This is a genomic window from Flavobacterium cellulosilyticum (assembly GCF_004349355.1).
In the GTDB taxonomy this organism is placed as follows: domain Bacteria; phylum Bacteroidota; class Bacteroidia; order Flavobacteriales; family Flavobacteriaceae; genus Flavobacterium; species Flavobacterium cellulosilyticum.
Map to the genome: position 1 here is coordinate 23086 of NZ_SMFK01000002.1, position 24618 is coordinate 47703.

Here is a 24618-nt window from a genome sequence, read left to right on the forward strand (position 1 = left end):
TACAATCAAATGACCTTCACTGCAATAGATTTCGAAACTGCCACAGCATTCCATCCTTGTTCAGTTGGAATAGTTACCGTTGAAAACGGAATTATCGTTGACGAATATGTTACCCTAATCAAGCCACCAAGAAACGAATACTCTCCTTTTACGATTGCCGTTCACGGGATTCATCCAAGAGATACGATGAACGCAAAGACTTTTGCACAAGTATATCCAGAAATTAAAAAACGTCTTCAAAATCGCATAGTTGTGGCTCACAACGAAAGTTTTGATCGTAATGTATTAGCCAAGTCGATGGCACTTTATGGCTTGAATTATGAGGAATTAAATATTAGTTCTCGATGGGAATGTACTGTAAAAATATACAAAGCAAAAGGATTAAAACCAACCAAATTAAGCGATTGTTGTCGGGCAATGCAAATTGCTTTGAATCATCACGAGGCTTTGTCTGATGCGCGGGCTTGCGCTAAATTGTATTTATTGAGATAATTTTATCACGCATTTATTTTTTTAGTACTTTAGTCTTCAATCTATTGTCTAATTTTATGAAAGAAGATTTTCTCCATTACTTATGGAAATTTAAGAAATTTGATGCGTTAAATTTAAAAACTTCCAATGGAGAGGAGATCACTATCATCAATGTTGGACAATATTTAGAACTTGCTGGACCTGATTTTTTTAATTCTCAAATTATAATTGGGGACCAAAAATGGGCAGGAAATGTAGAAATTCATCTCAAATCTTCGGATTGGTATGTTCATCACCACGAAAGAGATGAAGCTTATGAAAATGTGATTCTTCATGTAGTTTGGGAACACGATACCGAAATATTTAGAAAAAACAATACCGAAATTCCAGTTTTGGAATTGAAAAATCACGTTGATATATTGACAATTGTCAATTACAAAACGTTGATGACTCCAAAATCTTGGATATTTTGCGAAAAGCAACTGAAAGAGATAAATGAATTCACATTAAAGAATTGGCAAGAACGCTTGTTTTTTGAACGGCTGGAAAGAAAATCAAAATCGATTTATGAATTATTAGAACAAACGAATAATGATTGGGAAGCAGTTTTGTTTTGCCTACTAGCGAAGAATTTCGGGTTGAATACTAATGGGGCTATTTTTATGAAAATTGCACAAACGATTCCTTTTTCAATTATAAGAAAAGAAAGTTTTGAAGTCGAAAATTTAGAAGCGTTACTTTTAGGTTCAGCCGGTTTGTTGGATTCTGAAAAAGAAGATTCTTACTTTAATAATCTGAAATTCAGGTATTTCTATTTGCTTCATAAATACCAATTTGAGAAAAAAAATGTAGAACCAGTTCAATTTTTTAAACATCGGCCGGATAATTTCCCAACCATTCGACTCTCGCAATTAGCGAATTTGTATCACACTCAACAAAATTTATTTTCTAAAATAAGTACTTCAAATTCACTCCAGAATATTTATGAAATAGTAGAAGTTCCTGCATCCAGTTATTGGCAAAATCATTATCAGTTTGACAAAGAAAGCCCTAAAAAGAAAAAGAAGATTTCTAAATCATTTATTGACTTGATTGTTATAAATACTTTAATTCCATTACAATTTGCTTACGCCAAAAATCAAGGCAAAGAAATATCCGAAGATTTGTTTATACTGTTGAATGAGGTTGCACCAGAGAAAAATGCGATAATGGATAAATTCACTTCTTTTGGGATTAAACCAAAAAATGCTTTTGAATCACAATCTTTATTGCAACTCAAAAATGAATATTGCAATAAAAGTCGTTGCCTAGAATGTAGTATCGGAATGGAATTATTGAAAAAAAGTTAAATTGTTGATTCGGATGTATGTTCATTCGAATATTTTGTAATTTTACCCAAAACTATTGTTACCTTGAGCATGTCGCTGGAGGCAAAACCTAAAAGAATGAGAGCAGTACTACAAATTAAATATTTTTTTGAAAAACATGGTTTTCATGTTTCCTCTCGTCTTGCAGACAAATTAGGAATGCGGGTAACTAGCGTTCGCTTGTTCTTTATATACATTTCCTTTGTAACCGCTGGAATAGGTTTTGGAGTGTATTTGACACTTGCATTTTGGATTCGATTGAAAGATTTGATTCGAGCAAAACGTACATCTGTTTTCGACTTATAAGCTGTTATATAATCAGAAAAAGGGTTTTTAGAATTTTGAAATTCTAAAAACCCTTTTTTATTTCTTAAAGTTTTTATCTCATCTTTTTGAAACTATAAGCATATATAAATGCGTGTATAATTGCAAAACCAATAGAGAAATAAAATAAGAATATTTCATCAACATTTACATCTAAATGGTTAATATATGCTATGATTATCAAAGCTAGTACCATTCCTAGACCTGATGCAGAAACAGTTTTGTAATTTTTTAAACTAAAATTACCTTTATTTAAAACACTGTTTTTCATGCCGTAGAATAAGTAAAAATCAAAACCAATTATCATCCAAACGATAAGACGGATCCATGTGTCTAATGGTAAAAACACCATCATAAACAAGCAAACAACAATACCTGCTATGGGTACATAAGGGACAAATGGTGTTCTGAATCCTCTTGGTGCATCGGGCATTTTTTTACGCATAATTAATACGCCGACACATACTAATATAAAGGCAAATAAAGTACCTATACTGGTCATTTCTCCCACAACTCTTGCAGGAACAAATGCTGCAAAAACACTTACAATTACCATGAACAGTAGGTTGTTTTTGGCTGGGGTTCTGAATTTTGAATGTACTTCTGAAAATACTTTTGGCATAAGACCATCTTTACTCATCGAGAAAAACACTCTACTTTGTCCCATCAACATCACCAAAATAACCGAAGAATACCCACCTAAGATGGCTAATAAAATTGCATTATTAAGCCAAGGATAAGCTGGAGTTATCATTCCGTTCGGCCCTACATTCCCCATTGCTTCAACAGCAACAGCAACAGGAGCTATTCCATCTTTTCCTGCAAATGCCTGATAGTTCACAACACCTGTCATAACGTGTGCAAAAAGTATGTATAAAATAGTGCATATTGCTAATGACAATAAAATGCCAATTGGCATATCTCTTTTCGGATTCTTGGCTTCTTGTGCAGCAGTCGAAACAGCGTCAAAACCAATATAAGCAAAAAACACAATCGCCGCAGCTCTGATTATCCCTGAAAAACCAAACTCACCAAATTTACCAGTGTTTTCAGGTATATACGGAGTATAATTTTCTGGACGGATATATTGCCATCCCACAGCGATAAAAACTAGGACTACAGATACTTTTAATAAAACAATAATACCATTTACAAAAGCAGATTCTTGGGTTCCACGAATTAATAGAAAAGATACAACCATAACAATTATAACAGCTGGAATATTGATAATACCACCTTCAAAAGGAGAAAGCATATAAGCATCATCGATATGTATTCCATAGCCACCTAAAAATTTTCCGAAATAACGAGACCAACTTATCGATACGGTTGCGGCTCCTACAGCATATTCTAAAACTAAATCCCAGCCAATTATCCAAGCGATAAATTCGCCCATAGTTGCGAATGAATAAGTATAAGCACTTCCGGCAACAGGAATCATTGAAGAAAATTCAGCATAACATAAACCCGCAAAAACACAGCCAAACGCGGCTACAAGAAATGAAATGGTTATTGCTGGGCCAGCGTTTGCTGATGCTGCTAATCCAGTTATTGAAAACAATCCAGCACCAATAATAGCGCCAATTCCAAGAGCAACCAATCCAGAGGCAGTGAGGGTTTTCTTTAATCCTTTTTCAGAATCAGCAGCTTCGTCTAAAAGTTGTGCTAATGGTTTTCTTTTCCAAATAGACATATAATTGAGGTTTGTGATTATTAAAATTCAAATATATTGTTTTTTAAGATTGAGATGATAGAGTTCGCCGTGTTTTTTGAAATTTGTATTTTATTTTTAATATTTTTTCCTAAGTAAGTATAGGTTTGTTAAATATTTTTTTATTTTTAAAGTCTGAAAACCAGTGTGTTCCAAATAAGCATAAATTATAGCGATGACTTTCCAAGATATACAATCTTTTTTTAAGTTTTCAAGAGGACAGCGAGCTGGTGTTTTTCTATTGCTTTTTTTAATTGTACTAGTACAAACAGTGTATTTTTTCTTTGATTTTAAAGTTCAGTCTAATAAATCTCCTGAAAAAGAAAAATGGATGTCTTTGCAAATTCAAATGGATTCCTTGAAAAAGGAAAAACAGGATTATGTTCCAAAAATATATCCTTTCAATCCTAATTTTATTACAGATTTCAAAGGGTATAAATTGGGAATGTCGGTTCAGGAAATTGATCGACTTCTTGCTTTTAGAAAAGAAAATAAGTATGTGAATTCGCCTGAAGAATTTCAACACGTCACAAAAGTATCCGATTCGTTATTAATTGCCATTGCGCCATATTTTAAGTTTCCAGATTGGGTCAAAAACAAAAAAGAATTCAAAGAGAATAAAAAGTATCCCTTTACGGCTTTCGGCAAAAATGAAAAAATAGTTATAATCGACATCAATCAAGCTACTCAAGAAGATTTGATTAAAATAAAAGGAATTGGCGAGGTGATTTCACTTCGAATATTAAAATTTAAGGGAAGTCTTGGGGGTTTTGTGTCAATGGAACAAATGAAAGATGTCTGGGGATTAACGCCAGAAGTAATTGAGAGTTTGAATACTCATTTTAAAATTACAGTGCTCCCAAAAGTAAATAAAATTGACATCAATAACGCGTCAATAAAGGAATTGTCTCAATTTCCCTATTTCAATTATCAATTAGCAAAACAAATCGTAACTTTTAGAAGTATGAATGGAGATTTTAAAAATATTGAGGATTTAACAAAAATTAAAGGATTGTCTATTGAAATGGCAAATATTATAGCCTTATATTTGGACTTTTAAAACTCATATATTATTAGGATGAACTTCGATTATAGCGAAACACAAACATTAATTGCGCAATCTATTAGAGATTTTGCTGAAAAAAATATTAGACCACATATAATGGAATGGGATGAAGCTCAAACATTCCCAGTTTCTTTATTTAAAAAATTGGGTGAAATGGGTTTTATGGGCGTTTTAGTCCCACAAGACTTAGGAGGTTCTGAACTGGGGTATCATGAATACATCACCATAATTGAAGAAATATCTAAAGTCGATCCTTCCATAGGGTTGTCCGTTGCGGCTCATAATTCCTTATGTACCAATCATATTTTGACCTTTGGTAACGAGGAGCAAAAGAAAAAATGGATTCCAAAATTGGCAACAGCTGAGCATATTGGAGCTTGGGGACTAACGGAACACAATACAGGTTCGGATGCTGGTGGAATGAATACCACTGCTATTAAAGACGGAGATCATTGGATTGTAAATGGGGCCAAAAACTTTATTACTCACGGAAAATCGGGAGATATTGCAGTTGTTATTGTTCGAACGGGAAAAAAAGGAGATTCCAAAGGGATGACTGCTTTCGTTTTCGAAAAAGGAATGCCAGGATTTACTTCTGGAAAAAAAGAAAATAAATTAGGAATGCGTGCCAGCGAAACAGCGGAACTTATTTTTGATAATTGTAGAATTCCAGATGCGAATAGATTAGGAGAAGTAGGCGATGGCTTTGTTCAATCTATGAAAATATTAGATGGCGGAAGAATTTCCATTGGAGCTTTGTCTCTCGGAATTGCAAAAGGAGCTTATGAAGCAGCTTTAAAATATTCGAAAGAAAGATATCAGTTTGGAAAAGCAATTAGTGAATTTCAAGGAATTTCATTCAAACTCGCTGATATGGCTACTGAAATTGAAGCTTCAGAATTGCTTTTGCATAAAGCGGCTTTCTTGAAAAATAACAATCGTAATATGACAACACTTGGAGCAATGAGTAAAATGTTTGCTTCCGAAGTTTGTGTAAAAGTGGCCAATGATGCCGTTCAAATTCACGGAGGTTATGGCTATACGAAGGATTATCCAGTAGAGAAATTCTACCGAGATTCTAAATTATGTACTATTGGCGAAGGAACTACGGAGATTCAGAAACTAGTGATTTCAAGGAATATTTTGAAATAGACAAAGAGAAAATAGACAAAGAGATAATAGATTGAAAAGCCAAGAAGCGAGACCCGAGGCAAAGCCGAACAGAGCGAAGCTAAATTGTAGCTTGGCTTTTTTTGTTGCTGTTTGTTTTATTTTAATCTGTCGTCTATTATATTTAATCTAAAAAAATAATTCATAATTCATAACTCATAATTCATAATTAATAATTACTTTTGCAGCCTTAACGAGAGGAGGTGATAAAATTATGTTAATTATACCAATTAAAGACGGAGAAAATATCGATAGAGCATTAAAGCGCTATAAAAGAAAATTCGACAAAACTGGAACTGTTCGTCAACTAAGAGCGCGTACTGCTTTTATAAAACCATCAGTAACCAACAGAGCGAAAATTCAAAAAGCAGCTTATATCCAGAATATGAGAGATAATATGGAAAATAGTTAATTATTTTCTATTGCAATAAATGCCGTTAGTCATTAAAGTTTAATACCTTTGATACTAACGGTTTTTTTATGGCTACAAACAAAGATGCTTTTAGAGATTACTTACAAATGGAGAAAAAATATTCTCCACATACCGTAAATGCGTATTTGAATGATATACAGTACTTCGAATCATTCAATAAAAACCAATTCGATCAAGATGCTATTGATAAAGTAAATTACAGTCAAATCCGAAGCTGGATTGTTTCGCTTGTAGACGATTCAATTTCCAATGTAACAGTCAATCGAAAAATAGCTTCCTTAAAAGCATTTTATAAGTTTTTATTAAAAACAAAACAAATAGAGGTAAGTCCGTTATTGAAACATAAGGCTTTAAAAACTCCAAAAACACTTCAAATTCCATTTTCAGTAAAAGAAGTGGATGATGTTTTGAGTCTAATTCCAAAACCCGAAGGTTTCGATGAAATAAGAAATAAACTAATTATTGATTTATTTTACACCACAGGAATTCGAAGAACCGAGTTAATATTTTTAAAGACACATAATATTAATGCTGCTTATAGTTCAATAAAAGTACTCGGGAAAAGGAATAAAGAAAGGATTCTTCCTGTTTTGCCAATTATTTCTGAGCAATTAATTTTGTATTACAATGAAAGAACACGTTTAGAGTTAATTACGGAAAATGACAATTTTTTTATCACAAATAAAGGGTTAAAATTAAGTGAATCCTTTGTGTATCGTTTAATAAATTCTTACTTTAGTACAGTCTCCGAAAAGGTCAAAAAAAGTCCCCATATATTAAGGCATACATTTGCGACTCATTTATTAAACAACGGAGCCGATTTGAATTCAGTAAAAGAATTATTAGGACATTCAAGTTTGGCATCGACACAAGTATATACACATAGTAGTTTGTCAGAGCTAAAAAAAGTATATGAAGATGCTCATCCAAGAAATTTAAAATAATTCAAGCAGTGTTTAACCAATAAAAATTTGATTATGAAGGTAAATGTTCAGGCGGTCAACTTTAATGTTGATAGAAAACTAGTAGATTTCGTTCAGGAAAGAATGGACAGATTAGAGAAGTATTATGATAAAATTGTATCTGCAGATGTTTTTTTGAAAGTAGAAAACATGAGTGACAAGGAAAACAAGTTTGTCGAAATCAAAATTAATGTTCCAGGTGATGATTTTTTAGTAAAAAAACATTGTAAGACTTTTGAGGAAGCAGTGGAGATTTCGGCTGAATCTCTAGAAAGATTATTGGTAAAAAGAAAAGAAAAAATACGAGACCACATTTAATATTAATTTTTTTTAAAAAAATGTTTTGATTGAGAGATAAAATTTCTACATTTGCAGTCCGTTAGAAATAGCGGACTTTTTTTATTGATTTTGCCAGCGTAGCTCAGTTGGCTAGAGCAGCTGATTTGTAATCAGCAGGTCGTGGGTTCGAGTCCCTCCGCCGGCTCTAAAAATTGGAGATTTCTGAATGTAGATTTTAGATTTCGATGCGTAAAGGAAAAAGTATTTTAGAATGATGGAATGTGGTTTTAGAGTAATCTAAAGTCTAAAATCAGAAATCTAAAATAAAAGGGGAGATACTCAAGCGGCCAACGAGGGCAGACTGTAAATCTGCTGTGTGAACTTCGCAGGTTCGAATCCTGCTCTCCCCACAAGAATGAATTTTAGAATTTAGATTTTAGATTTAAGATTGTTGTTAATCTGAAATTTAATTTTTAAAATCATAAATCTAAAATGAACTCTCTGCCGACTTAGCTCAGAGGTAGAGTGCTTCCTTGGTAAGGAAGAGGTCACGGGTTCAATTCCCGTAGTTGGCTCAAGAAAGAATAAATTTGAACACTAATAAATTAATTAAGATTAAAAACTAAGTAAAATGGCAAAAGAAACCTTTAACCGTAATAAGCCCCACTTAAACATTGGAACAATTGGGCACGTGGATCACGGAAAAACAACTTTAACTGCAGCAATAACTAAAGTGTTATCTGATGCTGGTTACTGTCAAGCAAAATCGTTTGATCAAATTGATAATGCTCCAGAAGAAAAAGAAAGAGGTATTACAATTAATACATCTCACGTAGAGTATGAAACTGCTAACCGTCACTACGCACACGTTGACTGTCCTGGTCACGCGGATTACGTAAAAAACATGGTTACTGGTGCTGCTCAAATGGATGGTGCTATTCTTGTTGTAGCTGCAACTGATGGACCAATGCCACAAACACGTGAGCACATCCTATTAGGTCGTCAGGTAGGTATTCCTAGAATGGTTGTATTCATGAATAAAGTGGATATGGTTGATGATGAGGAATTATTAGAATTGGTTGAAATGGAAATTAGAGACTTATTGTCTTTCTATGAATATGATGGTGACAACTGTCCGGTTATTCAAGGTTCTGCTTTAGGAGGATTGAATAGTGATCCAGCTTGGGTACCAAAAATCATTGAATTAATGGAAGCTTGTGATACTTGGATCGAAGAGCCTATTCGTGATACTGCAAAACCTTTCTTAATGCCAGTTGAAGATGTATTTACGATTACTGGACGTGGAACTGTTGCTACAGGTCGTATCGAAACTGGTATTGCTAATACAGGAGATGCTGTTGAAATCATTGGAATGGGAGCTGGTAAATTAACTTCTACTATTACAGGAGTTGAGATGTTCCGTAAAATCCTTGATAGAGGTGAAGCTGGAGATAACGTAGGTTTATTGTTAAGAGGTGTTGATAAAGAATCTATCAAAAGAGGAATGGTTATCATTAAGCCAGGATCAGTAAAACCACACGCTACTTTCAAAGCTGAGGTTTATATCTTGAAAAAAGAAGAAGGTGGTCGTCATACACCATTCCATAATAACTACCGTCCACAGTTTTACGTTCGTACAACTGACGTAACAGGAGTTATTACTTTGCCAGAAGGAGTTGAGATGGTAATGCCAGGAGACAACTTAACTATTAATGTAGCTTTATTAAGCCCAATCGCAATGAATGTTGGATTGCGTTTTGCTATCCGTGAAGGTGGTAGAACTGTAGGTGCAGGTCAGGTAACTGAGATTGTAGCTTAATTATATAAATAAGTATAAGCCAGTAACGCCTTATGGTGTTGCTGGTTTTTATTAACAAACGGGCGTAGTTCAAGGGTAGAATAGCGGTCTCCAAAACCGTTGATGGGGGTTCGAATCCCTCCGCCCGTGCTAATAAAACAAATCATCATGAAAGTTGTTAATTACATATCAGAAGCATTTGAAGAATTAAGATTAAATGTGTCTTGGCCAGAATGGGCAGAAGTACAACGTTTAACTATTGTTGTTGCTGTTTTCTCCGTGATATTTGCTTTGGCAACTTGGGGAACAGATGAATTTTTCGCAAAAACATTGGCTGGTTTTTTTAACTGGATAAAAGCATAATTTTTTTGTTATGGCAGATAATAATATGAAAAAGTGGTACGTAGTTCGAGCAGTAAGCGGTCAAGAGAATAAAGTGAAAGCTTACATCGAAACCGAAATCGCTAGATTAGGAATGGGTGATTATGTTTCTCAGGTATTAGTTCCTACTGAAAAAGTAGTAACTGTAAAAGATGGAAAAAAAATTGTTAAAGACAAAGTGTATTTTCCAGGTTATGTAATGATTGAAGCTAATCTTGTTGGGGAGATACCCCATATTATTAAATCTATAACAAGTGTAATTGGTTTTTTAGGTGAAATAAAAGGAGGAGAGCCAGTTCCATTAAGGCTTTCTGAAGTAAATAGAATGTTAGGAAAAGTAGATGAATTAGCGGTAAATGCTGATACACGAGCAATTCCATTCAATTTAGGAGAAACAATAAAAGTAATAGATGGTCCTTTCAATGGTTTCAATGGGACTGTTGAAAAAATTAATGAAGAAAAACGTAAACTGGAAGTAATGGTTAAAATTTTCGGTAGAAAAACACCATTAGAATTAGGGTTTATGCAAGTAGAGAAGGTCTAAAGTCGTAAAGTCTAAAGTCATAAAGTAAAAACATATAGTTTTTAAATTCTTTAAGACATTTGACTTTTAAACAGTAAGACCATTAATAAGTATAATTTTGTTACATATATAATAAACCACATTTTCGCTTCCAATGAGAGTGTGTTAAATTTTTTAAAAAAATGGCTAAAGAGATTAGTAAAGTAGTTAAACTACAAGTTAAGGGAGGTGCTGCGAACCCGTCGCCACCGGTTGGACCTGCTTTAGGTGCTGCTGGTGTTAATATCATGGAGTTCTGTAAGCAATTTAATGCGAGAACCCAAGATAAACCAGGTAAAATTTGCCCAGTGCAAATTACAGTGTATAAAGACAAATCTTTCGATTTTGTTGTAAAAACACCACCTGCTGCTGTTCAATTATTGGATGCAGCAAAGCTTAAATCTGGTTCTGGAGAACCAAATCGTAAGAAAGTAGCTAGCGTTACTTGGGATGTTATCAAAACAATCGCGGAAGACAAGATGGTTGATTTAAATGCATTCACAATCGAGTCTGCTATGAGCATGATCGCAGGAACGGCTAGATCTATGGGTATAACTGTAACTGGAGATTCTCCTCTAAAACAAGCTTAAGACATGGCAAAATTGACAAAAAAGCAAAAAGAGGCTGCTTCAAAAATTGAAAAGAACAAACTATATTCTTTAAAAGATGCTTCTGCATTAATTAAAGAAATAGCTTCTGCAAAATTTGATGAGTCTGTTGATATCGCAGTACGTTTAGGAGTAGATCCTAGAAAAGCGAATCAAATGGTAAGAGGTGTAGTAACATTGCCTCATGGAACTGGTAAAGATGTTAAAGTATTGGCATTGGTTACTCCAGATAAAGAAGCGGAAGCTTTAGCAGCTGGTGCAGACTATGTTGGTCTTGATGAATACCTTCAAAAAATTAAAGACGGTTGGACAGATGTTGATGTAATTATCACTATGCCTGCTGTAATGGGTAAATTAGGTCCATTAGGTCGTATTTTAGGACCTAGAGGTTTAATGCCTAATCCTAAAACAGGTACTGTAACTATGGATGTTGCAAAAGCTGTTCAAGAAGTTAAAGCTGGTAAAATCGATTTCAAAGTTGATAAAACTGGTATCGTACATGCAGGAATTGGAAAAGTTTCTTTTGGAGCTGAACAAATCTATGATAATGCACACGAAATTATTCAAACATTAATCAAACTTAAACCAACTGCTGCTAAAGGTACCTACATTAAAGGTATTCACATCACTAGCACAATGAGTCCTGCAATTGCATTGGATCCTAAAGCAGTATAATTGTAGTTAAAAATTTTTAGTATGACTAGAGAAGAAAAATCAATCGCGATTGAAGATTTAACTGCACAGTTAGCTGGTACAAATATCATTTATATATCTGATATTTCTGGATTAAATGCAGAAACAACTTCAAACTTGAGAAGAGCTTGCTTTAAAGCAGGTATAAAATTAGAGGTAGTTAAAAATACTTTGCTTGCAAAAGCAATGGAAGCTTCGGCTAATGATTATGGTGAATTACCTTCAGTATTGACAGGTAATAGTGCTATATTAATTGCTGATGTTGCTAACGCACCTGGAAAAATAATTAAAGATTTCCGCAAAAAGAATGCTAAGCCAATTTTGAAAGGGGCTTACATCAATGCAGAAGTTTATATTGGAGATGATCAATTAGATGCCTTGGCAACTATTAAATCTAAAGAAGAACTTATTGGTGAACTTATTGGATTACTTCAATCGCCAGCACAAAGAGTTATTTCTGCTCTTCAAAACCAATTCAAAGAAGAAGAGGTGGCTTAATTCCATACTTAACAGTATGAATTAAGCGTATGATTACGCGCACAATAAATAAATTATATTTAACAAATCATTTTAAAACGATAGAAAAAATGGCAGATTTGAAACAATTCGCAGAACAATTAGTTAACCTAACAGTAAAAGAAGTTAACGAATTAGCAACAATATTAAAAGATGAGTACGGAATCGAACCAGCTGCTGCAGCTGTAGTAGTATCAGGTGGTGGAGAAGCTGCTGCTGAAGAAGTACAAACTGAATTTACAGTAGTATTAAAAGAAGCTGGTGCTTCTAAATTAGCTGTTGTGAAAATGGTTAAAGAACTTACAGGTTTAGGTTTGAAAGAAGCTAAAGATGTAGTTGATTCTGCTCCATCAAATGTTAAAGAAGGCGTTTCTAAAGATGAGGCTGAAGGTCTTAAAAAATCATTAGAAGAAGCTGGAGCTGTTGTTGAAATTAAATAGTTCACCTCTTTTAGAGAATTAGGTTTAGGTCTTGGATACAATCCAAAGACCTAAACCATTTTTCGTATAATAAATTTCTATTTTGTTTCATTGCAAAATAGAATTTTGAAATAGAATACATTTTTACCCATTACGAGGAAAAAAAATTAACAGATAATAAAAAAGTAGTTATCTTAAATTGATTTTTAAAGATGTAATGGTTGTAAAAGTAAAGTATAGAAATAGTATTTATACACAAAAAAATTACTTTTTTAATCAAAATTTTGTCCATAGATGATAACTAATCAGACTGAAAGATTAAATTTTGCCTCTACAAAAAACATTCCTGTATATCCAGATTTTCTAGATGTTCAGGTTAAATCGTTTAAAGATTTTTTCCAATTGGAAACAAAATCTGATGAAAGAGGCGACGAAGGTTTATACAATACCTTCATGGAAAACTTTCCAATTACAGATACAAGAAACAATTTTGTATTGGAATTCCTTGACTACTTTGTAGATCCACCACGTTATACAATTCAAGAATGTATTGAGAGAGGTCTTACATATAGTGTGCCTTTAAAAGCAAGATTGAAATTATATTGTACAGATCCAGAACACGAAGATTTTGAAACTATTGTACAAGATGTATATCTTGGAACAATTCCTTACATGACTCCAAGTGGTACTTTTGTAATCAATGGTGCTGAGCGTGTTGTTGTTTCTCAATTACACCGTTCTCCAGGGGTTTTCTTCGGACAATCTTTCCATGCAAATGGAACAAAATTATATTCTGCCAGAGTAATTCCTTTTAAAGGTTCTTGGATAGAATTTTCAACCGATATCAATAGCGTAATGTACGCGTATATCGACAGAAAGAAAAAATTACCTGTAACTACTTTATTCCGTGCCATTGGATTCGAAAGAGACAAGGATATCCTTGAAATTTTCGACCTTGCTGAAGAAATTAAAGTATCTAAAACAGGACTTAAAAAATATATTGGTAGAAGATTAGCGGCTCGTGTTTTGAACACTTGGCATGAAGATTTCGTGGATGAAGATACCGGCGAAGTTGTTTCTATCGAACGTAACGAAATAATTCTTGATAGAGATACAATTATCGACAAAGATAATGTTGAAGAAATCATTGATTCTAACGTTAAATCTATTTTGTTGCACAAGGAAGATAATAATGGAGTAGATTATTCTATTATTCACAACACGCTACAAAAAGATCCAACAAACTCTGAAAAAGAAGCTGTTGAGCATATCTACAGACAATTGCGTAATGCAGAACCGCCTGATGAAGAAACTGCTCGTGGTATTATTGATAAATTATTCTTTTCTGAACAACGTTACAATTTAGGTGAAGTTGGTCGTTATAGAATAAACAAAAAACTGGGTCTTGATACGCCAATGGAAAAGCAAGTGCTTACCAAAGAAGACATCATTACCATAGTGAAATATTTGATTGAATTGATTAATGCGAAAGCAGATATTGATGATATCGATCACTTGTCAAACCGTCGTGTTAGAACAGTTGGAGAGCAATTGTCACAACAATTTGGTGTAGGTTTAGCTCGTATGGCAAGAACCATTCGTGAGAGAATGAACGTTAGAGATAACGAGGTGTTTACACCTATTGATTTGATTAATGCTAAAACATTATCATCAGTAATCAACTCTTTCTTTGGTACCAACCAGTTGTCTCAATTTATGGATCAAACAAATCCACTAGCTGAGATTACGCACAAAAGAAGATTATCGGCACTAGGACCAGGTGGACTTTCTCGTGAAAGAGCAGGTTTTGAAGTACGTGACGTTCACTATACGCACTACGGACGTTTATGTCCAATTGAAACTCCTGAGGGACCAAACATTGGTTTGATATCTTCGCTTGGTGTTTATGCTAAAGTAAACGGAATGGGTTTCATTGAAACACCGTATCGTAAAGTAACAAATGGAGTTGTAGATTTAGTTTCTACACCTGTTTACTTGAGCGCTGAAGAAGAAGAAGGTATGTTGATTTCTCAAGCAAACATTGAAATGGATGCTACTGGTAAAATCCTTGCCGAAAACGTAATTGCGCGTCAAGAGGGAGATTTTCCTGTAATTGATCCAATTAAAGTGGATTATGCTGACGTTGCCCCAAACCAAATTGCTTCGATTTCTGCTTCATTAATTCCTTTCTTGGAACATGATGATGCGAATAGAGCCTTGATGGGATCGAACATGATGCGTCAAGCCGTACCATTATTACGCCCTGAAGCTCCAATTGTTGGAACAGGTTTAGAGCGTCAAGTAGCTTCAGATTCTAGAGTATTGATAAATGCTGAAGGTCCTGGAGTTGTAGAATATGTTGATGCTAATATTATCACTATCAAATACGATCGTTCTGAGGAAGAAAGAATGGTAAGTTTTGAAGAAGATGAGAAAACATACAATCTAATTAAATTTAGAAAAACCAATCAAAGTACAAGTATCAACTTGAAACCAATCGTAAGAAGAGGTGATAGAGTAGTTCTTGGACAAGTATTATCTGAAGGTTATGCTACTCAAAATGGAGAGCTAGCTTTGGGTCGTAACTTAAAAGTGGCATTTATGCCATGGAAAGGGTACAACTTTGAGGATGCGATTGTAATTTCTGAAAAAGTAGTTCGCGACGATATATTTACATCTATTCACGTTGATGATTATTCATTAGAAGTGAGAGATACTAAATTAGGTAACGAAGAATTAACGAATGATATTCCAAACGTTTCTGAAGAAGCTACTAAAGATTTAGATGAAAACGGAATGATTAGAATTGGAGCCGAGGTTAAGCCTGGTGACATTCTAATCGGAAAAATAACTCCAAAAGGAGAATCAGATCCTACTCCTGAAGAGAAATTGCTTCGAGCCATCTTTGGGGATAAAGCAGGTGATGTAAAAGATGCTTCATTAAAAGCTTCTCCTTCTTTACATGGTGTGGTTCTAGACAAAAAATTGTTCGCAAGAGCAGTAAAAGATAAACGCAAACGTACCCAAGATAAAGATGCTTTAGGCGCTTTGGAAATGGAATTTGAAGTTAAATTTGTTGAATTAAAAGACAAATTAATCGAGAAATTGTTTTTAATCGTTAACGGAAAAACATCTCAAGGTGTAATGAATGATTTGGGTGAAGAAGTTTTACCAAAAGGTAAAAAATATACTCAAAAAATGCTTTATGCTGTTGAAGATTTTGCTCACTTAAGCAAAGGACAATGGGTAGCTGACGATGCAACTAATACTATGGTGAATGATTTAATTCATAACTATAAAATTAAGTTGAACGATTTACAAGGTGCATTACGAAGAGAGAAATTTACTATTACTGTAGGTGATGAATTACCTTCAGGAATATTGAAATTAGCTAAAGTATATGTTGCTAAAAAACGTAAACTGAAAGTTGGGGATAAAATGGCGGGACGTCACGGTAACAAAGGTATTGTAGCTCGTATTGTTCGTCATGAAGATATGCCTTTCTTAGAAGATGGAACGCCAGTTGATATTGTGTTGAATCCACTTGGAGTACCTTCACGTATGAACATTGGTCAGATTTATGAAACGGTTTTAGGTTGGGCTGGTCAAAATTTAGGTAGAAAATATGCTACTCCAATTTTTGATGGTGCTACTTTAGATCAAATCAACGAATTGACTGACGAAGCTGGAATTCCACGTTTTGGACACACTTATCTTTATGATGGAGGAACTGGAGAACGTTTTCACCAAGCAGCAACAGTAGGTGTTATCTATATGTTGAAATTAGGTCACATGGTTGATGATAAAATGCACGCACGTTCAATTGGACCATACTCATTAATTACACAACAACCATTGGGAGGTAAAGCTCAATTTGGAGGTCAACGTTTTGGAGAAATGGAAGTTTGGGCACTTGAAGCTTATGGAGCATCAAGTACGCTTAGAGAGATATTGACTGTGAAATCTGATGATGTTATTGGTAGAGCTAAAACTTACGAAGCAATCGTTAAGGGAGAGTCTATGCCAGAACCAGGATTACCGGAATCATTCAATGTATTAATGCATGAATTGAAAGGTCTTGGTTTAGACATTAGATTAGAAGAATAGTATTCAGTTATCAGTGTTCAGTAGTCAGTTTAAAGCTGAACACTGAGCACTGATCACTTTTTTATAGGTTTTTAGGATTTATACCCGTAAGCCGTTCCGATTTTTTATATATCCTATATAATTAGCACTTCAAAAATTTGTTTGAAGTTTAGAGAAGTAATCCGAGGTAGTTTTAAGTCAAAAGTTTGAAAGTCCAAAGTCCAAAGTCGTCCTAGACTTTAAAACTTTATGACATTTGACTCTAGACTAAAAAAGAATCAATTTTTTAATTGCAATAAATCAATAGTAAAAACTATGATGAATAATAGAAATAATAATAAAGATAAGAATCCTGTAAAAAGATTCAATAAAATTTCGATAGGTCTAGCTTCTCCTGAATCAATCTTGAAAGAATCAAGAGGTGAAGTGTTGAAGCCTGAAACTATCAATTATAGAACTCACAAACCAGAACGTGATGGTCTTTTCTGCGAACGTATCTTCGGACCAGTAAAAGATTTCGAATGTGCTTGTGGTAAATACAAAAGAATCCGTTACAAAGGAATCATTTGCGACCGTTGTGGTGTTGAAGTTACAGAGAAAAAAGTACGTAGAGATAGAGTAGGACACATCAATCTTGTTGTGCCTATTGCTCATATTTGGTATTTCCGTTCTCTTCCAAACAAAATTGGATATATATTAGGTCTTCCTTCTAAGAAATTAGACATGATTATCTATTATGAAAGATATGTTGTAATCCAAGCAGGTATTGCTAAAACTCCAGAAGGAGAATCTGTAAAAAGATTAGACTTTTTGACAGAAGAAGAGTATTTGAATATTTTAGATACACTTCCGGCTGACAACCAATATTTAGATGACTTTGATCCAAATAAATTTGTTGCCAAAATGGGAGCAGAATGTATTATGGACTTATTGGCTCGTATTGACTTAGATCAATTATCATATGATTTACGTCACTCAGCAAATAATGAAACGTCTAAACAACGTAAAACAGAAGCATTAAAAAGATTAATCGTAGTTGAATCTTTCCGTGAGTCTAACTTGAACCGTGAGAATCGTCCAGAATGGATGATTATGAAAGTAGTTCCTGTTATTCCACCAGAATTACGTCCACTCGTACCACTTGATGGAGGTCGTTTTGCAACTTCAGATTTAAATGATTTATACCGTCGTGTAATTATACGTAACAACCGTTTGAAAAGATTAATGGAGATCAAAGCTCCAGAGGTTATCTTGAGAAACGAAAAACGTATGTTGCAAGAATCAGTAGATTCACTTTTTGATAATACAAGAAAAGCATCAGCTGTTAAAACAGAATCTAACAGACCATTGAAATCACTTTCGGATTCCCTTAAAGGAAAACAAGGTCGTTTCCGTCAAAACTTATTGGGTAAGCGTGTGGATTATTCTGCTCGTTCAGTAATTGTTGTTGGACCTGAATTAAAATTATTCGAATGTGGTATCCCGAAAGATATGGCATCAGAGCTTTACAAACCTTTCGTAATCCGTAAATTGATTGAAAGAGGAATTGTAAAAACGGTTAAATCAGCCAAAAAAATAATAGACAAAAAAGAGCCAGTAGTTTGGGATATCCTTGAAAATGTAATTAAAGGTCATCCAATCTTGCTGAATCGTGCTCCTACTTTGCACAGATTAGGTATTCAAGCATTCCAACCAAAATTAATTGAAGGAAAAGCAATCCAATTGCACCCTTTAGTTTGTACTGCATTTAATGCGGATTTTGATGGGGATCAAATGGCAGTTCACTTGCCGTTAGGACCAGAAGCTATTTTGGAAGCACAATTATTAATGTTGGCTTCTCACAATATCTTGAATCCTGCGAATGGTGCGCCAATTACAGTACCTTCTCAAGACATGGTTTTAGGTCTTTATTATATGACCAAAGAGCGTTTGTCTACTCCAGATCATAAGATATTAGGTGAAGGCCTAACATTTTATTCTGCAGAAGAAGCAAATATCGCATTGAACGAAGGTCGTTTAGAATTGAATGCTCGTGTTAAAATACGTGCAAAAGATTATAACGAAGCTGGAGATTTAGTGTATAAAATTATCCAAACTACAGCTGGTCGTGTATTGTTTAACGAAGTGGTTCCAGAAGCTGCAGGTTATATCAATGATGTATTGACTAAGAAAAACTTGAGAGACATTATCGGACACGTTTTAAGCGTAACGAATGTTCCTACAACAGCTGCCTTCTTGGATAATATGAAAGATATGGGATACAAATTTGCCTTCAAAGGTGGATTGTCATTCTCATTGGGAGATATTAGAATCCCAGATGAAAAACCAAAATTAATTGCAGATGCTAGAGAGCAAGTAGAAGCTATTTCTGCAAATTATAATATGGGTCTTATCACTAATAACGAACGTTACAACCAAGTTATTGATGTATGGACTTCAACAAATGCACAGCTTACAGAAACTGCGATGAAAAACATTAGAGAAGACCAACAAGGTTTCAACTCAGTGTATATGATGCTTGATTCTGGTGCAAGGGGTTCCAAAGAACAAATTCGTCAGTTAACTGGTATGCGTGGTTTGATGGCTAAGCCTAAAAAATCTACTGCTGGTGGTGGAGAAATTATTGAAAACCCGATTTTGTCTAACTTTAAGGAGGGTCTTTCGATTCTTGAGTACTTTATCTCTACTCACGGTGCTCGTAAAGGTCTTGCGGATACGGCTTTGAAAACGGCCGATGCGGGTTATTTGACAAGAAGATTGCATGACGTTTCTCAAGATGTTATTGTTAATACTGTAGATTGTGGTACTTTAAGAGGTGTTGAAGTTGCAGCATTGAAAAAGAACGAAGAAATCGTGGAAACTTTAGGGGAAAGAATTTTAGGACGTGTTGCATTGCAAGATGTTATTAATCCTTTGACTAATGAACTTATAATAGAAGCGGGTGAGCAAATTACTGAACCATACATGAAATTAATCGAGGCTTCTCCAATCGAAAGGTTAGAGGTTCGTTCTCCACTAACTTGTGAGGCTACAAAAGGTATTTGTGCAAAATGTTATGGTCGTAACTTGGCCACAGGAAAAATGACCCAAAAAGGAGAAGCTGTTGGTGTAATTGCCGCACAATCTATTGGAGAACCTGGAACACAGTTGACATTACGTACATTCCACGTTGGTGGGGTTGCGGGTGGTATCTCTGAAGAATCTAGTATTTTAACTCGTTTTGCGGGTAAACTAGAAATCGAAGATTTAAAAACGGTTAAAGGAGAAGATAGTGAAGGAAATGCGGTTGATATTGTTGTTTCTCGTTCAACTGAATTGAAACTAGTCGATGCCAAAACAGGTATTGTATTGAATACACATAATATTCCTTACGGTTCAAGTATTTTTGTTAAAGATGGTGAGATTGTTGAAAAAGGAACTACTATTTGTAAATGGGATCCTTATAATGGAGTTATTGTTTCGGAATTTACAGGTAAAATTGCTTACGAAGAATTAGAACAAGGTCAATCATACATGGTTGAAATTGATGAGCAAACTGGTTTCCAAGAAAAAGTAATTTCTGAATCTAGAGCTAAAAAATTAATCCCAACTTTATTGGTTTACGGTAAAGATGGTGAATTGATTCGTTCGTATAACTTACCAGTTGGAGCCCACTTGATGGTTGATAACGGGGAGAAAATTAAAGCAGGTAAGGTATTGGTTAAAATTCCACGTCGTTCTTCTAAATCAGGAGATATTACAGGAGGTTTACCAAGAATTACCGAGTTGCTTGAAGCTCGTAACCCTTCAAACCCAGCTGTAGTTTCTGAAATCGATGGTGTTGTTTCTTTTGGAAAAATCAAAAGAGGAAACCGTGAGATAATAATCGAATCTAAATTTGGTGAGATTAAGAAATACTTAGTGAAATTATCAAGTCAAATTCTTGTACAAGAAAATGACTTTGTAAGAGCGGGTGTGCCATTGTCTGATGGTGCAATCACTCCGGAAGATATTTTGAGAATTCAAGGTCCAGCTGCTGTTCAACAGTACTTGGTAAATGAAATTCAAGAAGTATACCGTTTACAAGGGGTAAAAATAAACGACAAACACTTTGAAGTTGTAATACGTCAAATGATGCGTAAGGTAAGAGTTCAAGATCCTGGAGATACATTATTCTTAGAAGATCAATTGATTCACACTAAAGATTTTATCGTTCAAAATGATAAGCTTTATGGTATGAAAGTGGTTGAAGATGCTGGAGATTCTGCTAATTTAAAACCAGGTCAAATCATTTCTCCTCGTGATTTACGTGATGAAAATTCATTATTGAAACGTACTGATAAAAACTTAGTTGTGGCTCGTGATGTTATCACTGCAACTGCAACTCCTGTTTTACAAGGTATTACAAGAGCGTCTCTTCAAACGAAATCATTCATCTCGGCTGCATCGTTCCAGGAAACCACTAAAGTATTGAATGAAGCTGCTGTAGCAGGTAAAATCGATTACTTAGAGGGATTGAAAGAAAATGTAATCGTTGGTCATAGAATTCCAGCCGGAACTGGAATGAGAGAATATGACAATACTATTGTAGGTTCAAATGAAGATTACAATGAAATGATGGCAAATAAAGAAGAGTACATATACTAATTTAAGTTTTTAGTGAATAGTAATTAGAGATTGGTCGTTTTATAGGCTAATCTCTATTTACTAAAGGTATTCATTTTTTAAAATTTATAAATATGAAAGAGCAACAACAAGGACAATTGGATATTGAATTGGATGAAAAAACGGCCGAAGGAATTTATTCTAATTTAGCCATAATTAATCATTCCTCATCAGAGTTTGTTTTGGATTTTGTAAGTATCATGCCAGGTATTCCAAAAGCTAAAGTGAAATCAAGAATAGTCTTGACGCCACAACACGCAAAAAGATTGTTGAAAGCCATTGGAGAAAACATTCACCGTTTCGAAGTCGCCCATGGCGAAATTAGAGACACTGAACAGCCTCCAATACCATTGAATTTTGGTCCTCCGGGACAAGCATAATAACAGAAAAGGCTCCAGTGGGAGCCTTTTTCTATTATAAACATAATTGGTTTGTAATTAAATAAAGGTAATGTTTTAAGTGATGCATGCTTCGTTTTTGTGCTTTAAACGAGTTTTGGGGTGATTTAACGAATATATTTTTTAGTAGTTTAAGTTTGATTTAGGTTTGACATCAGATAAGAGAAATACTTTTGTCACTTTATAAAAACAAGGAAAATGAATCAATTAACTAAAAGAAACAGAAACACTAAAATCAACACCTTTTTTATGATGATAGTTTTTATGTTACTTTTAAATAGTTCAATTTTTGCTCAAGTTGCTTCAGAAAACAATTCTGGTTCAGTAGCTACAATTGAAAAAAGTGAGATAGTAAACTCTAATATTGAAATGAATGCTATGAAACAACAACCTACTTCAGGTGATTCTAATATGAATTTTATTTTATGGTTTATGGGTTCAAAACAAAGTCCAAATTCATCTGTTATGCCAAGAGGAACTTCTGCAAAACAACAATTTATAACATCGGGTACAGAACCTAATCGTTTGTTAATTAAAGCATTTTTGAAAAAAGCAGTAAATTTCGAAAGTTCAATAGTCTAAGTCTATTACTTTAAAATATATAAAAACGTCAATTCAATGAACTGGCGTTTTTTTTATGTTTAAATTTCGCATAATACAAAATTAATGTTTCATTGATTTTTTATCTAAAAACTAATATCGTGAGTGTGAGTAAAAGTATTTCTCCTACTTAGTAGAATAAAAAGTAAATTTAATAATAAGGATTAGAATTATAATCTGCTGTTTTTAGATAATAGTATCTAATTATGTCTATCAAAAATAATTGAAAAATGTAATTTAATTTCTAAAATAGCCTAATTATGATTGTAGTATTTCATGCTTTTTTAAAGTTTAAAATCTGTAGTAATCAATTTAATCTGTGGCTTAATGCAGATCCTAATAATTCTAAAGCGAAACTTTTTACTCAAATTCCGAAGTGAAAAATAATTTCACATTAGGGTATTTATTTTGTGTCATTTGAATAGTAAAGTCAGAGTCGGCCAAAAACACTAATTGTCCGTATTTATCGTGTGCCAAGAATTTTTGTTTGATTCTTCTAAATTCTTTGAATTCCACACTTTTCAGGTCGTCAGGTTTAACCCAACACGCTTTGTGAACTGGGAAGTTTTCATAAGTACATTTAGCACCGTATTCGTGTTCCAATCGGTATTGAATTACCTCATATTGAAGTGCGCCGACAGTTCCAATTATTTTTCTATTATTCATTTCTAAAGTGAATAATTGTGCCACACCTTCATCCATCAACTGGTCAATTCCTTTGTCTAGCTGTTTGGCTTTCATTGGATCCGCATTATTAATGTATCTGAAATGCTCTGGAGAAAAACTTGGAATACCTTTAAAGCTCATGATTTCGCCTTCGGTCAAAGTATCTCCAATTTTGAAATTTCCTGTATCGTGTAATCCAACAATATCTCCAGGGTAAGAAATATCGACGATTTCTTTCTTTTCGGCAAAAAAGGCATTTGGACTCGAGAATTTTAAATTTTTCTTTTGTCGAACGTGATAATACGGTTTGTTTCTTTCGAAAGTACCAGAAACAATTTTTATAAAAGCGAGACGGTCACGGTGTTTTGGATCCATATTGGCATGGATTTTAAAAACAAATCCACTCATTTTTTCTTCCTTTGGATCAACCAAACGAGTTTCAGAATCTTTTGGTCGTGGAGAAGGTGCAATTTCAACAAAGCAATCCAGTAATTCTCGAACACCAAAATTATTCAAGGCCGATCCAAAAAATACAGGTTGTAATTTTCCGTCCAAATAATCTTGACGATCAAATTTGGGATATACTTCGTCGATTAATTCTAATTCTTCACGCAATCGAGCAGCAGGTTTTTGACCAATTATTTTTTCTAATTCGGGATTGTTTTGGACGTCTCCAAAAGCGATAGTTTCTTCAATGTTTTTTCTGCTGTCACCACTAAATAAATTAATGTTTTGTTCCCAAAGGTTATAGATACCCTGAAAATCATAACCCATTCCGATAGGGAAACTCAATGGTGTCACGGTCAATCCTAGTTTTTGTTCCACTTCGTCCATCAGGTCAAAAGCATCTTTTCCTTCACGGTCTAATTTGTTAATGAAAACGATTATAGGAATTTTTCGTAACCTACATACTGCAACTAATTTTTCCGTTTGTTCTTCTACTCCCTTGGCAACGTCAATAACCACAATCACACTGTCAACAGCGGTTAAGGTTCTAAAAGTATCTTCGGCAAAATCCTTATGACCTGGTGTGTCAAGGATGTTTATTTTTTTATTTTGATAATTGAATGCTAAAACCGAAGTGGAAACCGAAATCCCTCTTTGGCGCTCAATTTCCATAAAGTCACTGGTCGCTCCTTTTTTTATTTTATTGTTTTTTACGGCTCCTGCTTCCTGAATCGCTCCTCCAAAAAGGAGTAGTTTTTCGGTCAAAGTAGTTTTACCGGCATCGGGATGCGATATAATTCCAAAAGTTCTTCTGCGTTGTATTTCTTTTAAAAAGCTCATATTTTTTTATAAATAGTCTGCAAAAGTACTATTAATATATGCCAATTCAAAAAAGGAATTATTTTGAGCTTTGCATTTGAAGTTTAATTTTTTTAGTCAATTAATAGTGTCGCATTTTAGTCTAAAGCAATTAATGGGACTTAAAAGTCTAGTTCTACTTTATTTTTTAAAAAAAAT

The 24618-nt window shown here is 34.1% G+C and carries 21 protein-coding genes and 4 tRNA genes; 23 read left to right on the forward strand and 2 right to left on the reverse strand.

All coding sequences use genetic code 11. The features are described 5' to 3' along the window. Positions 1-9 precede the first annotated feature (9 nt). The 3 genes from E0F76_RS04045 (at position 10) to E0F76_RS04055 (ending at position 2144) form a co-directional block, all read left to right on the forward strand. Positions 10-492, forward strand: coding sequence for a 3'-5' exonuclease (locus E0F76_RS04045; protein ID WP_132001735.1), 483 nt, complete (start codon positions 10-12; stop codon positions 490-492). A gap of 56 nt (positions 493-548) precedes the next feature. After that, positions 549-1820, forward strand: coding sequence for a DUF2851 family protein (locus tag E0F76_RS04050; protein ID WP_132001738.1), 1272 nt, complete (start codon positions 549-551; stop codon positions 1818-1820). A 96-nt stretch (positions 1821-1916) separates the two neighbouring features. Then, positions 1917-2144 carry a PspC domain-containing protein gene (locus E0F76_RS04055; RefSeq protein WP_132001741.1) on the forward strand — a complete coding sequence of 76 codons (228 nt, stop codon included), beginning with the start codon at positions 1917-1919 and terminating at the stop codon, positions 2142-2144. Between the two features lie 73 nt (positions 2145-2217). On the opposite strand, the gene E0F76_RS04060 is transcribed toward E0F76_RS04055, so the two are convergent. After that, a complete protein-coding gene (locus tag E0F76_RS04060) occupies positions 2218-3855 on the reverse strand; it encodes an amino acid permease (protein WP_132001744.1) in 1638 nt (545 codons plus the stop codon). A 193-nt stretch (positions 3856-4048) separates the two neighbouring features. Here E0F76_RS04060 and E0F76_RS04065 point away from each other — a divergent pair, with 193 nt between their 5' ends. The 20 genes from E0F76_RS04065 (at position 4049) to E0F76_RS04160 (ending at position 22470) form a co-directional block, all read left to right on the forward strand. Then, a complete protein-coding gene (locus tag E0F76_RS04065; protein WP_132001747.1) occupies positions 4049-4933 on the forward strand; it encodes a ComEA family DNA-binding protein in 885 nt (294 codons plus the stop codon). 18 nt (positions 4934-4951) lie between these two features. Next, positions 4952-6091, forward strand: a complete 1140-nt coding sequence (locus tag E0F76_RS04070; protein ID WP_132001750.1) for an acyl-CoA dehydrogenase family protein — start codon at positions 4952-4954, stop codon at positions 6089-6091. Between the two features lie 232 nt (positions 6092-6323). Continuing rightward, the gene (rpsU, locus tag E0F76_RS04075; RefSeq protein ID WP_132001753.1) at positions 6324-6521 is read left to right on the forward strand and encodes a 30S ribosomal protein S21; all 198 of its coding nucleotides are present in this window, start codon (positions 6324-6326) and stop codon (positions 6519-6521) included. Between the two features lie 68 nt (positions 6522-6589). Then, positions 6590-7486 (forward strand): tyrosine-type recombinase/integrase, encoded by an 897-nt coding sequence (locus E0F76_RS04080; protein WP_132001756.1) that lies wholly within the window; start codon positions 6590-6592, stop codon positions 7484-7486. Between the two features lie 33 nt (positions 7487-7519). Continuing rightward, complete coding sequence (gene hpf, locus E0F76_RS04085) at positions 7520-7822, forward strand: ribosome hibernation-promoting factor, HPF/YfiA family (protein ID WP_132001759.1); 303 nt, start codon at positions 7520-7522, stop codon at positions 7820-7822. 92 nt (positions 7823-7914) lie between these two features. Then, positions 7915-7988: transfer RNA gene (locus E0F76_RS04090), tRNA-Thr, on the forward strand. A 124-nt stretch (positions 7989-8112) separates the two neighbouring features. Beyond that, positions 8113-8193, forward strand: a tRNA-Tyr gene (locus E0F76_RS04095). Between the two features lie 93 nt (positions 8194-8286). Continuing rightward, a tRNA-Thr gene (locus E0F76_RS04100) sits at positions 8287-8358 on the forward strand. Between the two features lie 56 nt (positions 8359-8414). Next, a complete protein-coding gene (tuf, locus tag E0F76_RS04105) occupies positions 8415-9602 on the forward strand; it encodes an elongation factor Tu (RefSeq protein WP_132001762.1) in 1188 nt (395 codons plus the stop codon). Between the two features lie 58 nt (positions 9603-9660). Next, positions 9661-9731: transfer RNA gene (locus tag E0F76_RS04110), tRNA-Trp, on the forward strand. Positions 9732-9746: 15 nt separating this feature from the next. Next, positions 9747-9944, forward strand: coding sequence for a preprotein translocase subunit SecE (gene secE / locus E0F76_RS04115; protein WP_132003103.1), 198 nt, complete (start codon positions 9747-9749; stop codon positions 9942-9944). 10 nt (positions 9945-9954) lie between these two features. After that, positions 9955-10506, forward strand: a complete 552-nt coding sequence (gene nusG / locus E0F76_RS04120; RefSeq protein WP_132001765.1) for a transcription termination/antitermination protein NusG — start codon at positions 9955-9957, stop codon at positions 10504-10506. A gap of 161 nt (positions 10507-10667) precedes the next feature. Next, positions 10668-11114: a 50S ribosomal protein L11 gene (rplK, locus tag E0F76_RS04125; protein WP_132001768.1), complete on the forward strand. Its 447-nt coding sequence runs from the start codon at positions 10668-10670 to the stop codon at positions 11112-11114. 3 nt (positions 11115-11117) lie between these two features. Further along, positions 11118-11807 (forward strand): 50S ribosomal protein L1, encoded by a 690-nt coding sequence (rplA, locus tag E0F76_RS04130; protein WP_132001771.1) that lies wholly within the window; start codon positions 11118-11120, stop codon positions 11805-11807. A gap of 21 nt (positions 11808-11828) precedes the next feature. Then, positions 11829-12323 (forward strand): 50S ribosomal protein L10, encoded by a 495-nt coding sequence (gene rplJ, locus E0F76_RS04135; RefSeq protein WP_132001774.1) that lies wholly within the window; start codon positions 11829-11831, stop codon positions 12321-12323. 89 nt (positions 12324-12412) lie between these two features. Next, positions 12413-12781, forward strand: coding sequence for a 50S ribosomal protein L7/L12 (gene rplL / locus E0F76_RS04140; protein WP_132001777.1), 369 nt, complete (start codon positions 12413-12415; stop codon positions 12779-12781). 273 nt (positions 12782-13054) lie between these two features. After that, positions 13055-16867 carry a DNA-directed RNA polymerase subunit beta gene (gene rpoB / locus E0F76_RS04145; RefSeq protein ID WP_132001780.1) on the forward strand — a complete coding sequence of 1271 codons (3813 nt, stop codon included), beginning with the start codon at positions 13055-13057 and terminating at the stop codon, positions 16865-16867. A gap of 294 nt (positions 16868-17161) precedes the next feature. Next, positions 17162-21472: a DNA-directed RNA polymerase subunit beta' gene (gene rpoC, locus E0F76_RS04150; protein WP_132001783.1), complete on the forward strand. Its 4311-nt coding sequence runs from the start codon at positions 17162-17164 to the stop codon at positions 21470-21472. Between the two features lie 92 nt (positions 21473-21564). Beyond that, positions 21565-21870: a DUF3467 domain-containing protein gene (locus E0F76_RS04155; protein ID WP_181954030.1), complete on the forward strand. Its 306-nt coding sequence runs from the start codon at positions 21565-21567 to the stop codon at positions 21868-21870. 216 nt (positions 21871-22086) lie between these two features. Continuing rightward, a complete protein-coding gene (locus tag E0F76_RS04160; protein ID WP_132001789.1) occupies positions 22087-22470 on the forward strand; it encodes a hypothetical protein in 384 nt (127 codons plus the stop codon). A 378-nt stretch (positions 22471-22848) separates the two neighbouring features. Here E0F76_RS04160 and E0F76_RS04165 read toward each other — a convergent pair whose 3' ends face one another. Then, entirely contained in the window at positions 22849-24441 is a 1593-nt protein-coding gene (locus E0F76_RS04165; RefSeq protein WP_132001792.1) for a peptide chain release factor 3, read from the reverse strand. Between the last annotated feature and the right edge of the window lie 177 nt (positions 24442-24618).

Coding starts and splice junctions, on each gene's coding strand:
- E0F76_RS04045 (WP_132001735.1), top strand. CDS start 10: ATGACCTTCACTGCAATAGATTTCGAAACTGCCACAGCATTCCATCCT.
- E0F76_RS04050 (WP_132001738.1), top strand. CDS start 549: ATGAAAGAAGATTTTCTCCATTACTTATGGAAATTTAAGAAATTTGAT.
- E0F76_RS04055 (WP_132001741.1), top strand. CDS start 1,917: ATGAGAGCAGTACTACAAATTAAATATTTTTTTGAAAAACATGGTTTT.
- E0F76_RS04060 (WP_132001744.1), bottom strand. CDS start 3,855: ATGTCTATTTGGAAAAGAAAACCATTAGCACAACTTTTAGACGAAGCT.
- E0F76_RS04065 (WP_132001747.1), top strand. CDS start 4,049: ATGACTTTCCAAGATATACAATCTTTTTTTAAGTTTTCAAGAGGACAG.
- E0F76_RS04070 (WP_132001750.1), top strand. CDS start 4,952: ATGAACTTCGATTATAGCGAAACACAAACATTAATTGCGCAATCTATT.
- rpsU (WP_132001753.1), top strand. CDS start 6,324: ATGTTAATTATACCAATTAAAGACGGAGAAAATATCGATAGAGCATTA.
- E0F76_RS04080 (WP_132001756.1), top strand. CDS start 6,590: ATGGCTACAAACAAAGATGCTTTTAGAGATTACTTACAAATGGAGAAA.
- hpf (WP_132001759.1), top strand. CDS start 7,520: ATGAAGGTAAATGTTCAGGCGGTCAACTTTAATGTTGATAGAAAACTA.
- tuf (WP_132001762.1), top strand. CDS start 8,415: ATGGCAAAAGAAACCTTTAACCGTAATAAGCCCCACTTAAACATTGGA.
- nusG (WP_132001765.1), top strand. CDS start 9,955: ATGGCAGATAATAATATGAAAAAGTGGTACGTAGTTCGAGCAGTAAGC.
- rplK (WP_132001768.1), top strand. CDS start 10,668: ATGGCTAAAGAGATTAGTAAAGTAGTTAAACTACAAGTTAAGGGAGGT.
- rplA (WP_132001771.1), top strand. CDS start 11,118: ATGGCAAAATTGACAAAAAAGCAAAAAGAGGCTGCTTCAAAAATTGAA.
- rplJ (WP_132001774.1), top strand. CDS start 11,829: ATGACTAGAGAAGAAAAATCAATCGCGATTGAAGATTTAACTGCACAG.
- rplL (WP_132001777.1), top strand. CDS start 12,413: ATGGCAGATTTGAAACAATTCGCAGAACAATTAGTTAACCTAACAGTA.
- rpoB (WP_132001780.1), top strand. CDS start 13,055: ATGATAACTAATCAGACTGAAAGATTAAATTTTGCCTCTACAAAAAAC.
- rpoC (WP_132001783.1), top strand. CDS start 17,162: ATGATGAATAATAGAAATAATAATAAAGATAAGAATCCTGTAAAAAGA.
- E0F76_RS04155 (WP_181954030.1), top strand. CDS start 21,565: ATGAAAGAGCAACAACAAGGACAATTGGATATTGAATTGGATGAAAAA.
- E0F76_RS04160 (WP_132001789.1), top strand. CDS start 22,087: ATGAATCAATTAACTAAAAGAAACAGAAACACTAAAATCAACACCTTT.
- E0F76_RS04165 (WP_132001792.1), bottom strand. CDS start 24,441: ATGAGCTTTTTAAAAGAAATACAACGCAGAAGAACTTTTGGAATTATA.